Here is a 14,589-nt window from a genome sequence, read left to right as displayed (position 1 = left end):
CGGTCGCGGCCGCCCGGCCGCCGTCTTGCCGGCAGGGAGGGGAACCGAAGATGGACGAGACCGCAACCCACAGCGTCGATTTCGACACCCGGGTGCTGACCAGGTTCATCTATGCCTTCAACATCTCCCGCCAGCACACCCTCTCCTACCCCGACGACCATCCCCTGGTACGCAAATCGGCCCTGGCCATGGTCGATCTTCTGGCCAACCTGCTCGAGTTCCGTCCCAGGCTGACCCTCGGCATCGCCCGCGACAGCATCCTGGTGCACGGCTCGGTGCTGGACGAAAAGAATCCGGTCTTCCGCAAGCTGGCGAGCGAACTGTTCGACCTGGGCATCGCCGCCATCACCTTCGAAACCGGACTGACCAGCGACGAACTGCTCCGCTTTCAGCGGCTGGCGGTCAGCCGGCCCGAAGAACTGGCTGACAGGGGCGGCCTGGCCGCGGCCTGCCGCGATCTCGACCTGCGGCACATCGACATCTCCGGCATCGACTACAGCGCCTTCAGCATCTGCGAAGAGGCGGAGATCGGCGCCGCCGACGCCGAACTCGAGGAGGAAAGGGCCGGATCCCTCTGGGACCTCTTCGTCGGCGGACTGGTGGAGGGCACACTCGACCCGCAGGGCGAGAAGACCGCCGCCCGGGTGGTCGATCCGAAACTGGTCGCCAAGTACCTGAACCGGCGCCGGGACGGAGGGCGGGCGGAAGAAACCCTGGCCAGCTACGAAGAGACCATCACCAGCTTTCTGCGCGAACTCGACCGGGAAGGGCGCTGCCAGTCCTACCGAACGGAATCGATGGAAAAACTGGGCAACTTCGTCAGCAGCCTCAGCCCCGATCTGCGCCGCCAGTTTCTCGCCAGCACCTTCAACACCCTGGCCGCCAGGGAGGACATAGCCGAGGACGTCATCGCCCATCTCTCCAACGACGCCCTGTTCCAGGCTCTGGAGGACGTCAACCAGCAGCGGCTGACCATTCCCCCAACCATCATGAACCTGCTCGGCAAGCTGTCGCAGCACGCCGAACAGCCGCCTCCCGAAACCGGGGAGCAGATCCTTTCCAGCGCCGAACTCGGCCGGCACCTGCGCTCCCTGTTCAGGGAAGACGACCCCGACCGCTACGTCCCCGGCACCTACCAGCACCTGCTGCACAGCATCGTCTCCCTGGAAGAGATCCCCCCCCTCGAGACCCGGGAAAGCGTCGAGATCCGCGAACAGCTGGCGAACGAGCAGGTCGAAACCAAGGTCTGCAGCATCCTGCTCGACCTGCTGCGACAAGAGAGCGAACACGAGGGCCGCGACAGGCTGCTCACCGAACTGATCGAACTGATCTACTACTTCGTCGAACTCGGCCAGTTCGACGTGTTGCTCGATCTGCACCAGCGGCTGACGCGGGCAACCCGGGATGGTCTGTCGGAAGAGGTGGTCCGCGTCCTCGGCGAACGGGAACTGCTCGACCACATCCTCGAAGTGCTCAGCGTCTGGGACAAGGAACGTTTCGCCGGCATCGAGGAGCTGATCCGCCAGATCGGCCCTCCCTTCATCGAACCGATGCTCGACCGGCTGGCGGTGGAAAAACGGCGCGCCCTGCGCCGCTTCCTGATCGACCGCCTGCTCGAGATGGGCGACGCCATCCGCGAACCGGTGCTGGCCCGGCTGCGCGACAGCCGCTGGTTCGTCGTACGCAACATGCTGGTCATCCTGCAGCGGCTGGCCGATCCGGTCGCCCTCTACGCCATCCGCGCCCTGCGCCGTCACCCCCATCCGAAAGTGCGGCTCGAGGTCTTCAAGGCGCTGCGCCAGTTCGACGACGCCGAGGCCGACCTGATCCTGGCCGACGAACTGGCCGGGGACGACCCCGGCCGTCGCCGCTGGGCCATGGAACAGGTCCGCCGTCCCCTGGCGGAACCGCTGCGCGATGCCCTGATCGCCCTGATGGAAAAACCCGACTACAGCCGGGAGATGCTCGAACTGAAGCACCGGGCGGTCACCGAACTGGCCGCCCTCGGCGATCCGGCCGCCCTGCCGGTGCTGGAAAAGGTTCTCAACGACAAGAGCCTGCTGCACCTGCAGGGTCTGGCCAAACTCAAGCTGGCCATCGTCGAATCACTGGAGCGCTATCCGTTCAGAAAGGTACAGGACCTGCTCGAGCTTCTGGCCGCCAATGGCGGGCGGCTGGGCGATGCCGCCCAGAAAATCCTGCTGGCCCGGCAGGACCGGCAGGCCGAAAAGATGCGCAGGCTGCGCCGGAGGCGGCCATGAACCGGGAACGCCACCCGGCCCGGACCTTCTGCCGGCACCTGGCCACCGCCCTGGCCACCGCCGGCCTCTACGGCGTCGAACACGCCCAGGTAAAAAGGCTGTGCGAACTGGCGGCCGCCGCCGTCACCGGCACAAAAGACGCCGGCCTGTCCCTCCTCTTCATCGAGGACGAGCTGGTGGCCGACGGGCGCTCGCTCGGGCGCGGCATGTACATCGACCGGCTGGCCCGGCAACTGCGCCGCTTCGGCATCAGCCACCTGAAACTGCTGCCCGGACTCGATGGCGAAGAACTGCGCCAGTTCATCCGCCAGCTGAGCGAAGCCGCCGCCGATGCGCGCATCCGCGCCTCGGCCAACCTGCGTCTCGGCCGGGTCGAGATCCGTTACAGTGACGGCAAAAGCCGCCCTGACGCCGGCGGCGAAATCGACGAGAGCAACTTCACCGTAGAGGACCTGCCCGAGGTGGCGGGGGTCGAGGAGATCCCGGAAGAGGAGCTGGCCCGCTTCGCCGAAATCTGCGAGACGGTCCGCAAGAAAAGACATCTGCACGTGGTGGGGATTTCGGAAATCGTCGCCCGTTTCGTCGCCGCCTTCACCAGCGAGGCCGGCTCCTTCTTCGCCCTGGCCCCGCTGCGCGAACTCGACGAATACACCTTCACCCACTCGATCAACGTCTGCACCCTGAACATCGCCCAGGCCATGGCCCTCGGCATCAGCGGCCAGATGCTGCACGACATCGGCGTGGCCGCCCTGCTGCACGACATGGGAAAGCTCTTCGTCCCCGAGGAGATCCTGACCAAGAAAGGGCAGCTCGACGAACGGGAATGGGAGCTGGTCCGGCAGCATCCGGTCAGGGGCGCCCGCTACCTGCTGGAGACCCCGGGAGTGCCGCGGCTGGCGGTGATCGTTGCCTACGAACACCACATCCAGTACGACCGGCAGGGCTACCCGCAGGTCCCCGCCGGCTGGAAGCAGAACATCTGCAGCCAGCTGACCACCATCTCCGACGTCTTCGACGCCCTGCGCACCGAGCGGGCCTATCGCGGCTCGATGCAGGTTCACCATATCTCGCAGATCCTGCTGCAGAACGCCGGCAGCAAGCTCAACCCCCAACTCACCCACAACTTCCTGCGCGTGCTCGAGCGGGTCACCTCGGCCGCCAGGTGATGCCTTCCGGCGGGGCGGCGGCTGGCAGGCCCGTTCCGTACTGCTATAGTTGAAGCATGGACCGCATCCGCTACGACTCCATCGGGCCGGCCAGGGTAATGCACCTGTACGATCCGTCGATTCCGTTTCACGCCTGGCTGGTCATCGACAACACCGCCCGCGGCCCGGCGCTCGGCGGCGTGCGCATCACCCCCGAGGTGACGCCGGAGGAAGTGGCGCGGCTGGCCCGCACCATGACCTTCAAGAGCGCCATCGCCGACCTGCCCCTCGGCGGCGGCAAGGCGGGCATCGTCTTCGACTCCCGCGATCCGGACACGGAAACGGTAGTGCGCCGGTTCGCCCGGCTGATCGCCGATATCGGCGACTACATCCCGGCCCCCGACATGGGCAGCGACGAAACCAGCATGACCTGGATCCGCCAGGAAACCGGCCGCGCCGTCGGTCTTCCCGCCGACCTGGGCGGACTGCCGCTGGATCAGCTCGGCGCCACCGGCTTCGGTCTCGCCGTCTGTGCCGAAACCGTCTGCCGCCATCTCGACATGCCGCTGGCCGGCGCGCGGGTCGCTGTCCAGGGGTTCGGCAATGTCGGCAGCGCCGCCGCCCGCTTCCTCACCCAAAAAGGAGCCGTTCTGGTGGCCCTGAGCGACCGCCAGGGCACCGCCTGGAACCCGCAGGGCCTCGATCTGGACGCCGCCCTGGCGGCACGGGCATCCGGCGACGACCCGGTAGCGGCCGCCGGCGGCAGCCTGCTGGAACGGGACGCCATCTTCGGCGTCGACTGCGACATTCTGCTGCCGGCGGCGACCGCCGATGTCATCCGCGAAGACAATCAGCAACAGATCCGGGCGCGCATGGTGCTGGAGGGCGCCAACATCCCCGCCACCCTGCAGGCGGAAAAGGCGCTCGCCGGGCGGGGCGTGCTGGTCGTTCCCGACGTCATCGCCAACGCCGGCGGTCTGATCATGGCCGAGGCGGAACACCGGGGAGCGGACAAGGACGAGGCGTTCCGCCGCATCGAGGAAAAACTGCTAAGCAACACGGAAAGAATTCTGGTCCAGTCACAACAGGAAGGAAGGCTGCCCCGGCAGACCGCCGAGCGGATCGCCCGGCAGCGCGTCCTGCAGGCGATGGGCAACGGTGGCCGGCCCAGAGCCGTTCAGCGGCTCTCGACCAGCAGCAGCTCCGGGTCCTCCAGAAACTGACCGACCCGGACCAGGAACCGGGTCGCTTCGGCGCCGTCGACCACGCGGTGATCAAAGGTCAGCGACATCGGCAGGATCCGCCGGGGCAGGATCTCGCCGTCGACCACCCAGGGTTTTTCCGCAATGCCGCCGAAGCCGAGAATCCCGACGTTGGGATGATTGATCACCGGAGTAGCAAAACTGCCACCGAAAGCGCCGAAATTGGTCAGGGTGAAACTGCTTCCCCGCAGCTGCTCCCGGGTGATCTGCCGGGTCTCTGCCAGTTGCGCCAGCTGCTGCAGTTCGTTTGCCAACTCGGCCACACTCTTGCGGCCGACATCCCGCACCACCGGAACCAGAAGCCCTTCACTGGTGTCGACCGCCACCCCGAGATGACAATCCGCCAGCAGTTCGATCTCGCCGGCCGCTTCATCGACCCGGGCATTGAGTAGCGGAAATTCAACCAGGGCATGCTGAACCGCCTTCATGAAAAACGGCAGAAAGGTCAGTTTGATGCCGCGCCCGGCCAGATGTTCCGCCAGCCGCGCCTTCATCCCCCAGAGACGGGTCACGTCGACCTCTGCCATACTGGTCACGAAGGCGGTACGGCGCTGGGCCTCGAGCAGATGCTCGGCGATGCTGCGTCGCAATCCCGTCAGGGGAATTCGCCGTACCACCCGGTCGCCGCCCCCACAGACACCAGCTTCGCCGGAATTCCGGCCAGCGGTGGCCCGCACATCCGCCTCGACGATACTGCCCTGCGGGCCGCTTCCGGTCAGGGTCTGCAGGTCGACTTCCAGCTCGCGGGCCAGTCGGCGCACCCGGGGCATGGCCCTGGTTCCCGGCGCTGGCGGCCCGGCCGCTCCGGGTTCGGCGGCCGGTGACGCGGGAACGGCAGGCGCTTCAGGCAGCACGCCGACAATGCCGGCGGCAGGCCTGGGCGCCGCCATCCCGGACGCCGCGGCCTCGCCTTCCATTTCGATGACCAGCAGAACCCGGCCGACGGCGACCTTCTCCCCTTCGGCGCAGCGGATCTCGCGAACGATGCCGGCGCGCGGCGAAGGCACCTCCACCAGCGCCTTGTCGGTTTCGACTTCGAACACCGTCTGGTGCTCATCGACCCGATCGCCGACGCTGACGTGCAGGGCCCTGATTTCGGCCTCGGTTACCCCTTCGCCCAGATCGGGGAGCACGAATTCGAATCGGCGGTCAGTCAAAGGCCAGCACCTCCTCGACGGCCGCCGCGATCTGCTTCGCCGTCGGCAGGTTGTAGTCCTCAAGCAGCGGCAGGGGGAGCACCACGTCACAGCCGGTGACCCGTCTGACCGGCGCCTTGAGAAACCAGATTCCCTCTTCGGCGACGGTGGCGGCGATCTCCGCCCCGAAACCGGCGGTCTGCGACGCCTCGTGTACCACCACCAGCCGGCCGGTCTTTTCCACCGAGGCCAGAATCGTTTCGCTGTCGAAGGGGACCAGGGTCATCAGATCGATGACCTCGGCGTCGAATCCTTCCGCGGCGCGCAGGGCCTTTTCCAGCATGCTCCCCCAGGCGACCAGCGTCACCTCCCCGCCGGCCCGGGCAATGCGCGCCCGCCCCAGCTCCACCGGAATATCCCCGGCGGGAACCTCCTCGCGCAGCAGGCGGTAGAGCCGGGTCGGCTCGAGAAAGATGACCGGATCGGGGTCCCTGATCGCCGCCTGCAGCAGGGCCTTGGCGTAGCGGGGCGTCGCGGGGACCACCACCTTCAGACCCGGCATGTGGCAGAACAGGGCCTCGCTGCTCTCTTCGTGCAGTTCCGGCGCCTTGATGCCGCCGCCGTAGGGTGTCCGGACCACCAGCGGGCAGTGCAGCTGTCCACGCGAACGGCTGCGCAGACGGGCGGCATGGCTGAAGAGCTGCTCCATGGCGCCGTAGATAAAACCGAGAAACTGGATTTCGGCCACCGGTTTCAGCCCGTAGGCGGCCATGCCGATCGCCACGCCGACAATCGCCGACTCGGACAGGGGCGTATCGATGACCCTCTCCCCGCCGAAACGCTCGAACAGGCCGTCGGTCACCCGGAACACCCCGCCGTCACGACCGACATCCTCGCCGAGAACCAGCACGTCGGCGTCCCGCTCCATCTCTTCGCGCAGAGCCAGGTTGATGGCCTCGACCATGTTCATTTCAGCCATGCTTCAGCTCCCGCAGCTGGCGCCGCTGCCTCGGGGTCAGCTCGGCGTAGGTGTAGCGGAAGACATCCTCGACCGTGGCCGGCGGCGTCGCTTCCTCCCGCGCCACCGCCCGGTCGAGACGCCGGCGGATCTCCTCCTCCGCCTCGACCTGCAGCCGGTCGTTCCACAACCCGCGCCGCTGCAGCAGCCGCCGCAGGCGCAGCAGGGGGTCACGCCGCTGCCAGCGCTGCACCTCCTCCGGATCGCGGTAGCGCCGGGCGTCGTCGGCGGTGGTGTGGTCGGCCAGGCGGTAGGTCTCGCACTCGATCAGGCTCGGCCCCTCGCCCTGACGGGCCCGTTCCAGGGCCTGACGCGTCGCCTGGAAGACGGCCAGCACGTCGTTGCCGTCGACCTGGATGCCGGGAATGCCGTAGGCGATCGCCTTCTGCGCCAGGGTCGTCGCCGCCGTCTGGCGGCGGCGCGGCACGGAAATGGCCCACTGGTTGTTCTGGATGATGAAGACCACCGGCGCCTGAAAGACGCCTGCCATGTTCAGGCCCTCGTGGAAATCGCCCTTGGAGGTGCCACCGTCGCCGAAATAGCAGGCGACGGCGATGCCGTCCCCCCGGCAGCGTGCCGCCATGGCGGCGCCGACGGCGTGCGGGATGTGGGTACCGACGGCGATGCAGATGGGAAAGATGTGGAGATTCTCGGGACAGAGCAGTCCGCGCTCATCCCCGTTCCAGTACTGGTAGATTTCCGACAGGGGATAGCCGAGAGTGAGGAACACCCCCAGTTCGCGAAAGGCGGGGAAGAACCAGTCGCCCGGGTGCAGGGCGAAAGCGCTGCCGACCTGGGAAGCCTCCTGTCCCAGCACCGAGGGGTAGGTCCCCAGCCGCCCTTCCCGCTGCAGATGCAGGGCGCGCTGGTCGAAAAGGCGGGTCAACAGCATGAGCCGGTACATGCGGACTAGGTCGTCATCGTCCAGGTCCGGCATCAGCCGCTCATCCACCTGCCCCTGCTCATCCAGAATCTCGAGGCGGGAAACGGCAAAGGAGGCAATGGTTTTCTTCGGCATCCTTCCGCCTTCCCAGGCCCGGCAGCGACGCCGGCAGGGCGCAGTGCGAACCTGCTTCCAGTTTACCTTGGGGGTCTGGGACGGTCAAACGGCGGCCGGCGCCATGGCGCCTCAGTTCGGGTCGGCTCCCCAGTGCCGGAAGGGATGCCGGCTCAGCCAGGCGTTGCTGTAGCGGTGATCGTCGGTCACCTCCTCGCCGATCCAGGGGGGCAGGGTCACCGGCTGCCGCGGGTCGGCCAGTTCGATCTCGGCCAGCACCAGGCCGGCGTTCTCGCCGAGAAACTCGTCGACCTCCCACAGCAGGCCGGCATGCTCGATCCGGTAGCGGATCTTCTCGATCTGCGGCCGCAGGCAGAGATGCTCGAGCATGCTGGCCGCCTCGGCGGCGGGAATGGCATATTCGAATTCGGGCCGCACACTGCCGACGGATGCCCCCTTGATGGTCAGCCAGCCCCGGTCGCCAACCAGCCTCACCCGCACCGTCCGCTCGGGATCGACGCTCAGATACCCCTGGCGCAGGCGGACACCTTCGTCCCGGCCGCGCCAGGAATCGTCCCGCACCAGGAACTTGCGCTCGATTTCATAACGCATCCCCTCCTCCGTCCGCTTCTCCATGCCGAACACCTCCCTGTGTCGTGCCCACCGACAGGAAAGTCTACTGCAAAACCGTGCCGCCGGCCAGCCGCCCCTTTACACCCTCGCCGTCGCCCCCTATACTCACTGAGTTGAACAGCAACTCACAAAGGAGCCCCATGGACAGCGTCCGCACCAACCGCCTGGCCCGCATCAGCGCCCGGCTGCGCGATTTCGACAAGGAAAACCTCGAGGACATCCTGCACCTGGTACTCGACGCCACCACCCTCATCACCCGCCAGAGCCGGGTGCGCATCTACCTCGAAGACCTGACCGCCGGCCGCCTGACCTGCGCCGCCGCCACCGGCCCCCACATCGAAAGCCTGCGCCAGCGCAGCTTTCCCCTGAACAGCGGCGATTTCCTCGTTTCGCAGGTCTATCTCAACCAGGAGCCGGTCCAGGTGCTCGAACCGGACCGCTTTCCGAGCCGCACCGCCCGCAGCCTGGCCGGCGAATTCGGCATCCAGGCCACCTGCCAGCTGCCCATCGTCCACCAGGGACGCGCCGTCGGCGTCCTCTGTCTCGACAGCAGCCGGCGCCGGCAACTGCCCGGCGACGAGGAGATCGAGACCCTGCGCCAGTTTCTCGACGACGCCGCAGGCGTCATCGATCAGGCCCGCAAGTACCACCAGCAGATTCTGCTGGCCCGCGAAATCGACGCCGCCAAGAGCCAGCAGGCCGCCTTCTTCATGGTCCGCTCGGCGGTGCGCCTGATCGACAAGCTGACCCTGGCCTCGGTCCTGGTGCCCCGGCCCGCCAACCCCGAGGGGAGCTACCTGGAGATCCTCGCCTCCTACTCCCCCGACAAGGAGATCAAGCGCCGCTACGAAGCCGAACGGCAGATCGAGCTGGGCGCCGGCCACTCCCTGCTGTCGCGCTACATCAGCCGCGACGGCACCATCAGCGACGACCGGCTGCTGCACCCGATCTACATCGAGGACCTGCCGCGGCAGGAGCTGCAGAAGCGCTACCTGACCGAGCAGATGGGCCTGCAGTCCCTCTACGTCGTTCCCCGCTACGATCCCCGGACCCGGCGGGTGCGCTGCCTGGTCAACTACTACACCTCCGAGGCCTACCGCTTCAGCCCCTTCGAGCAGGGGCTGCTCGAGGCCCATGCCGAAATGGCCGAGCGGGTCATCCAGGAGATCGGCGGCGAACACATGGAGATCCAGGTGCTCGCCGAGATCAACACCCTGCTGCAGGAAAGCTTCTCCGGGCTGCAGCCCTTCCTGGCGCGGGTACTGTCCAAGGCAGCCGAACTGATCGGCGCCGATACCGGCAGCATTGCCCTGGTGCGGGAACAGGAAGGCGAACGCTGGCTGGTGGTGGAGGAAAAGGACGGCAGCCTGACCGGGGCGAAGATCAAGGAATGGCTGAAGCGGGACATCCCCCCGATTCGCGTCGGCGCCGAGGACCTGCCGCCGGAGGAACGCAGCCTCACCGGCCTGGCGGCGGCCACCGGCCAGGCGCAGCTGATCGGCGACACCACCGAGGAGAAGGGCAGCCGCGGCTTCTACCGCATGATCACCCCCGACATCCGCAGCGAACTGGCCGTGCCGGTCCTCTACGAAGACCGGGTGCTGGCGGTCATCTGTCTCGACTCGCTGCGCCCCCACTACTTCACCGACGAACACCAGCGGATTCTGCAGATCATCCAGCGCATGATCTCGCGCCACATCTTTGATCTGCTGCGTATCGAACAGCTGACCACCGAGGTGGAGCAGCTGCGCTCGGATGTCGGCTACCGCGATCCGAGCGTCAGCTCCTACCGTCTCGGCAACATCATCGGCAACGCCCCGCGCGCCCGGGAAATCGTCCACTTCATCCAGCAGGTCACGCCGCCCATCTTCAACCGCATGGCCCTCTGGCACCAGCGCAACCTCGAGGAAGCCACCCTCGGCCTGCCGTCGATCCTCATCACCGGCGAAACCGGCAGCGGCAAGGAATTCATCTTCAACAACATCTTCTCGCGGCTCAACGAGATGTACCAGGCCCGCTTCGGCCCGAGAAAGGAACTGCCGGTCAAGAAGACCAACATCGCCGCCTACAGCGGCGAGCTGACCTACTCGGAACTCTTCGGCCACAAGAGAGGCGCCTTCACCGGCGCCCACACCGACCGCCAGGGCATCCTCGAAGAGGCCCACGGCGGCGTGGTCTTCCTCGACGAGATCGGCGACGCCGACCCCAAGACCCAGGTGCAGCTGCTGCGTTTTCTCGATAACGGCGGCTTCGTCCGCCTGGGCGAGAACCGCACCCGCTACGCCCGCGTCCTGCTGGTGGCCGCCACCAACAAGGACCTGGGCAGGCTGATCCGCGAGGGGCGCTTTCGCGAGGACCTCTACCACCGGCTGTCGGAACTGACCATCGAGGTGCCCTCCCTCAACCAGCGGCGCGAGGACATCCCCGACCTGGCGGTGCATTTCCTCGGCCGGCTCTACCGCATCTACCGCCGGCCCGGCGAGCCCGAACATCCGCCGCAGCTCACCGCCGCCGCCAAGGACCTGCTGGCCGCCCACCACTACAGCGGCAACATCCGCGAGCTGCGCAGCATCCTGGTCCGCGCCCTCTTCTTCCGCCGGGCCCACACCATCGACGAGGAAACGATCCGCACCGCCATCGGCCCGGCCGGCGCGACGTCCGGCTCCGCCGCCGACACCGGCTCCGCCGAGGAACTGACCCGCCGACTGGCCGGGGAAATCCTGCAGCGCATCCGCCAGGGCGAAGAGACCTTCTGGAGCGGCGTCTACCGGCCCTACAGCGAAAACCGCATCTCCCGCGACGTGGTGCGCAGCCTGATCGCGCAGGCGAAAAGCCAGGGCGCCACCAGCATGCCCCGACTTGCCGTCCTGCTTCGGGCCTGCGATCCCAAAAACGGCGATGCGGAAGAGAAAAAGGTCTTCTACCGCTTCAAGAACTTTCTCTACAAGACCATCCGTCTGACCTGAAAACCGTTTTCTCCCCCTTGACAGGCGGCTCAACACAAAATATAACCATATTGGTTATATTTTGTGTGCGAACGCACACCCCCAGACGTGACAACCGGTGCCGAACCGTGCGCGGATAGCGCTGTCGGCACATTTTCGATCCATCTAGACTGCGCGGCAACGGATCGACGATGTTGACAAAGGAGAGTCCCATGAAGCGTTTACTGATGATTCCGCTCTTTCTGCTCACCCTCGCCCAACCGGCCCTGGCCATGACCGAAACGGGCTTCGACAATATCCGGTTCGCCACCCTGATCGCCTGCAACGTGCTCGCGGCGCTGGCGATCTTCTTCTGCATGCTGGTGCTGGCGGCCGTCGCCGTCGACAAGCTCCGCGACCGGAAGCGGCAGCGGGCCGTGGTGCGGGTGCGCAGCGAAACGCCAAACCGGCGCCGCAACCAGGTGGCCGGCCACTAGCAGGGCGACGTTGTCTGACACAAAAAAGGGGTCCCGGTCGGGACCCCTTTTTTGTGTCGTCGTTACTTCCGTTTTTCAGCGCATCCGCACCACCTCGATCCGGTAGCCGTCCGGATCGGAAACAAAGTAGTAGCTGGCCGTCCCCTTCAGCCCCTTGAGCGGCGTCGGGTTCAGCCCCAGCTCCTGGTGCCTGCGGTGCGACGCCTCCAGATCCTCCACACTCACCGCCAGGTGCGAATAGCCGTTGCCGATGACATACGGCTGTTGCTGGTCGTAGTTGTAGGTCAGCTCCAGCTCGAAGCTCTCGCTCGGATCGACCAGGTAGCTGAGGGTGAAACCACCCTCGGGAAAATCCCGCTTGCGGGCCACCCGAAAACCGAAGGCTTCCTTGTAGAAACGCTCGCTCTTCTCCAGGTCCATCACCCGGATGCAGACATGGATCATGCGCCAGTTCATGCTCTTGCCTCCTCAGTCCTTGCCGACCACGCCCAGATCCGTCAGCTCGGGAAAATGCATGCGGATGATCTTGCGCGTCGCCTCGCGCCGATGCTGGGCGGCGAAACGCAGGCGGACATCCATTTCCCAGCAGAAATCGCAGAGCTGGTCCTTGGCGTTGTAGGTTTCCGCGCCGCAGATGTGGCAGTAGATCTTCTCTTCCATGGTCCTCTGCCCCCCAAAGATACACCGAAAAACCGACAGGTACAGCACAAAATACCCGCAATTCGCGCGATTATAATTGACGCATCTCAAAAAACTCTCAAAAGGATGACAAGATCCGACGAAAGCCGAAAACACGCACAAACCCGCCCCGCGACAGGAACCACCCCTTCTCCCCGGGCCCGCAGATATTTCGCCAGTTTCATTGACATTTTGCCATCAAACCCGTAGATTAAGCTCTGCACTTGGGATTGGTTATTGTATGTTGAGGGGAATACTGTTGATTATCAAACCATAACTTCAAAGGCCACCTGCGTCCGAGGCAACGTCCCGGACTTCAGGTGGCCTTTTGTGTTCTGGGGAATGTTCTGAATGAGGGGGCTCTGGCCAAAAGAGCAGTTGCGGCCAACGGATTCGCTAGCCGAGCAGAAGGTTTATGCGGCACTGAAAAAACAGCTGCCCAAAGACTGGACGGCCTGGCATTCCCTGCGTATTCGAACGGCCGACGGGCTGGAGGGAGAGGGTGATTTTGTCCTCGCCATCCCTCACCGTGGCTTCCTCGTGCTGGAAGTCAAAGGAGGGCACCTAGAGCAGCGCGATGGCCGCTGGTATCAGAACGGCCACCTTCTACCCAAAGGGCCACGTGAGCAGGGGCTAGGCTATGCCCGAAAGCTCCATACCCGCCTCAAAGAAGCCGGCCTGCTCTCGGTTCCTTTTGCCGTACTGAGCATCTTCCCCGACACCGCCTTCTCAAATCCGCCCAATCAGGATGACATCAGCGAGCTGCTGCTGGGTTCCCAGGATATCCCCTGGCTGATCGATTCGATTCAGTCCAAACTGGACAAGGCCTTCCCTGCCGGATTCCTCGTCCCGGACGGCAACTGGGCCGGGCAGCTTCACCGGCTGTGGGGTGAAAGCTGGGCGCCCAGGCTGAAACTGGGACACAAGGCCAGAATCAATGCGGAAGAACGGCTCAAGCTCGATGCCGAACAGCTTCGGCTGATCGACTGCCTGCTGGGCAATCGGCGCCTTCTGGTTGAGGGAGTCGCCGGCTCAGGAAAGACCCTGATCGCCCGCGAAGCGGCTCTGAAAATGGCCCAACAGGGCAAGCGGGTGCTCTATCTCTGCTTCACCGATGCCCTGGCGGAATGGTTACGACCGACCCTGAGCAATGCCGGTGTTGATGTCTTTACCGTGCCGCGCTATGCGGTTCACCTGCTGCAAAAAGCAAATCTGATCGACTCCCCACCCACAACGACAGAGTTCTGGTTCAATGTCTCTCTGCATGCCGCAGCCGACGCCCTTCCCGAAAAAGAGGATGCCCCCGAAGTCATCATCCTGGACGAAGCCCAGGACCTGACAGAAAACGACTGGGTGCTGGTCGAGGCGCTCGGGTTGGATCAGACCTGCTGGATCTTTTACGATCCGGCCCAGGCATTCTGGAACGACCGGTGTATCCCCGAATGGACGGCCCAGGGAGGGCGCTTCTGTCTCACTAGATGTTACCGCTGCCCTCCTGCCGTCATGGAATATTCCCGCAAGATACGTCAGCAGCCCTATGACGAGGAGAGACTGCAAAAAGGAATCAAGGATGGAACGATTGGTTTTATCACCTCAAAGGGGGAAACAACTGCACTAAAGGAACTCGAAAAGGAAATCACCAGATTACGCTCAGAGGGTTTCGCTCCAGAAGATATTGCGATTTTGTCACTGCGCGGACAAACCGCAAGCGACGGCATCGCCAGAGTTGACAGAATCGGCAACACACCCGTCGTACGCGCGGACGATCCGACCATGACGGAGAATATTGTTGCCGACACATTTCTACGGTTCAAAGGGCTTGAACGACCGGCGATCATTGTTACAGACCTGAGACTGGTCAAGGACCGCAAGGATGTGCGAATGCATATTGCCTTAACTCGGGCGACGGATGTGGTGAGGATTGTGGAAGTCAAAAAACTTAGACATACTCTTTGAAAACATTCACAAACACACTACATGGCTAGTTATTCGAACAACACCCCACTCACCATTGTTAAAAAATGATTACAAAATACTA

At 64.8% G+C, this 14,589-nt stretch carries 12 protein-coding genes; 6 read left to right on the top strand and 6 right to left on the bottom strand.

Annotated elements, in window-relative coordinates; translation table 11 throughout:
• The first annotated feature begins 50 nt into the window (after positions 1-50).
• Genes EDC39_RS09630 through EDC39_RS09620 form a run of 3 tightly spaced genes read left to right on the top strand, consistent with a single transcriptional unit; the run spans position 51 to position 4,629 of the window.
• On the top strand, positions 51-2,261 hold the full coding sequence (locus EDC39_RS09630; RefSeq protein ID WP_148896171.1) for a HEAT repeat domain-containing protein: 2,211 nt from the start codon (positions 51-53) through the stop codon (positions 2,259-2,261).
• A complete protein-coding gene (locus EDC39_RS09625; protein WP_148896170.1) occupies positions 2,258-3,427 on the top strand; it encodes an HD-GYP domain-containing protein in 1,170 nt (389 codons plus the stop codon). The genes EDC39_RS09630 and EDC39_RS09625 overlap by 4 nt, the downstream gene beginning before the upstream one ends.
• Before the next feature lie 56 nt (positions 3,428-3,483).
• Positions 3,484-4,629 (top strand): Glu/Leu/Phe/Val family dehydrogenase, encoded by a 1,146-nt coding sequence (locus tag EDC39_RS09620; RefSeq protein ID WP_148896169.1) that lies wholly within the window; start codon positions 3,484-3,486, stop codon positions 4,627-4,629.
• Here EDC39_RS09620 and EDC39_RS09615 read toward each other — a convergent pair.
• From EDC39_RS09615 to EDC39_RS09600, 4 genes are all read right to left on the bottom strand, one after another.
• Positions 4,584-5,825 (bottom strand): dihydrolipoamide acetyltransferase family protein, encoded by a 1,242-nt coding sequence (locus EDC39_RS09615; protein ID WP_148896168.1) that lies wholly within the window; start codon positions 5,823-5,825, stop codon positions 4,584-4,586. The two genes, EDC39_RS09620 and EDC39_RS09615, sit on opposite strands and share 46 nt — an antisense overlap.
• Positions 5,818-6,783: an alpha-ketoacid dehydrogenase subunit beta gene (locus EDC39_RS09610; RefSeq protein WP_148896167.1), complete on the bottom strand. Its 966-nt coding sequence runs from the start codon at positions 6,781-6,783 to the stop codon at positions 5,818-5,820. Before EDC39_RS09610 ends, EDC39_RS09615 begins: the two co-directional genes overlap by 8 nt.
• Entirely contained in the window at positions 6,776-7,840 is a 1,065-nt protein-coding gene (pdhA, locus tag EDC39_RS09605; protein ID WP_148896166.1) for a pyruvate dehydrogenase (acetyl-transferring) E1 component subunit alpha, read from the bottom strand. The genes EDC39_RS09610 and pdhA overlap by 8 nt, the downstream gene beginning before the upstream one ends.
• Positions 7,841-7,951: 111 nt before the next feature.
• Positions 7,952-8,431 carry a CYTH domain-containing protein gene (locus tag EDC39_RS09600; RefSeq protein ID WP_148896243.1) on the bottom strand — a complete coding sequence of 160 codons (480 nt, stop codon included), beginning with the start codon at positions 8,429-8,431 and terminating at the stop codon, positions 7,952-7,954.
• Positions 8,432-8,592: 161 nt separating this feature from the next.
• Between EDC39_RS09600 and EDC39_RS09595 the strand changes: the two genes are divergently transcribed.
• Complete coding sequence (locus EDC39_RS09595; RefSeq protein WP_148896165.1) at positions 8,593-11,418, top strand: GPMC system transcriptional regulator; 2,826 nt, start codon at positions 8,593-8,595, stop codon at positions 11,416-11,418.
• Positions 11,419-11,609: 191 nt separating this feature from the next.
• On the top strand, positions 11,610-11,873 hold the full coding sequence (locus EDC39_RS09590; protein ID WP_148896164.1) for a hypothetical protein: 264 nt from the start codon (positions 11,610-11,612) through the stop codon (positions 11,871-11,873).
• Between the two features lie 75 nt (positions 11,874-11,948).
• Here the strand turns inward: EDC39_RS09590 and gloA are convergent, their stop codons facing one another.
• Both gloA and EDC39_RS09580 read right to left on the bottom strand, forming a co-directional pair.
• Entirely contained in the window at positions 11,949-12,329 is a 381-nt protein-coding gene (gloA, locus tag EDC39_RS09585) for a lactoylglutathione lyase (protein ID WP_148896163.1), read from the bottom strand.
• Positions 12,330-12,341: 12 nt separating this feature from the next.
• Positions 12,342-12,533, bottom strand: coding sequence for a hypothetical protein (locus EDC39_RS09580; protein WP_148896162.1), 192 nt, complete (start codon positions 12,531-12,533; stop codon positions 12,342-12,344).
• 369 nt (positions 12,534-12,902) lie between these two features.
• Here EDC39_RS09580 and EDC39_RS09575 point away from each other — a divergent pair, with 369 nt between their 5' ends.
• Positions 12,903-14,507, top strand: coding sequence for a nuclease-related domain-containing DEAD/DEAH box helicase (locus tag EDC39_RS09575; protein WP_148896161.1), 1,605 nt, complete (start codon positions 12,903-12,905; stop codon positions 14,505-14,507).
• Positions 14,508-14,589: the final 82 nt, after the last annotated feature.

Source organism: Geothermobacter ehrlichii (assembly GCF_008124615.1).
GTDB classification, from domain to species: Bacteria; Desulfobacterota; Desulfuromonadia; order Desulfuromonadales; family Geothermobacteraceae; genus Geothermobacter; species Geothermobacter ehrlichii.
The sequence above is the reverse complement of the archived record's forward strand: the minus strand, read 5'-3'. Positions and strand labels throughout refer to the sequence as shown.

Coding starts and splice junctions, on each gene's coding strand:
- EDC39_RS09630 (WP_148896171.1), top strand. CDS start 51: ATGGACGAGACCGCAACCCACAGCGTCGATTTCGACACCCGGGTGCTG.
- EDC39_RS09625 (WP_148896170.1), top strand. CDS start 2,258: ATGAACCGGGAACGCCACCCGGCCCGGACCTTCTGCCGGCACCTGGCC.
- EDC39_RS09620 (WP_148896169.1), top strand. CDS start 3,484: ATGGACCGCATCCGCTACGACTCCATCGGGCCGGCCAGGGTAATGCAC.
- EDC39_RS09610 (WP_148896167.1), bottom strand. CDS start 6,783: ATGGCTGAAATGAACATGGTCGAGGCCATCAACCTGGCTCTGCGCGAA.
- pdhA (WP_148896166.1), bottom strand. CDS start 7,840: ATGCCGAAGAAAACCATTGCCTCCTTTGCCGTTTCCCGCCTCGAGATT.
- EDC39_RS09600 (WP_148896243.1), bottom strand. CDS start 8,431: ATGCGTTATGAAATCGAGCGCAAGTTCCTGGTGCGGGACGATTCCTGG.
- EDC39_RS09595 (WP_148896165.1), top strand. CDS start 8,593: ATGGACAGCGTCCGCACCAACCGCCTGGCCCGCATCAGCGCCCGGCTG.
- EDC39_RS09590 (WP_148896164.1), top strand. CDS start 11,610: ATGAAGCGTTTACTGATGATTCCGCTCTTTCTGCTCACCCTCGCCCAA.
- gloA (WP_148896163.1), bottom strand. CDS start 12,329: ATGAACTGGCGCATGATCCATGTCTGCATCCGGGTGATGGACCTGGAG.
- EDC39_RS09580 (WP_148896162.1), bottom strand. CDS start 12,533: ATGGAAGAGAAGATCTACTGCCACATCTGCGGCGCGGAAACCTACAAC.
- EDC39_RS09575 (WP_148896161.1), top strand. CDS start 12,903: ATGAGGGGGCTCTGGCCAAAAGAGCAGTTGCGGCCAACGGATTCGCTA.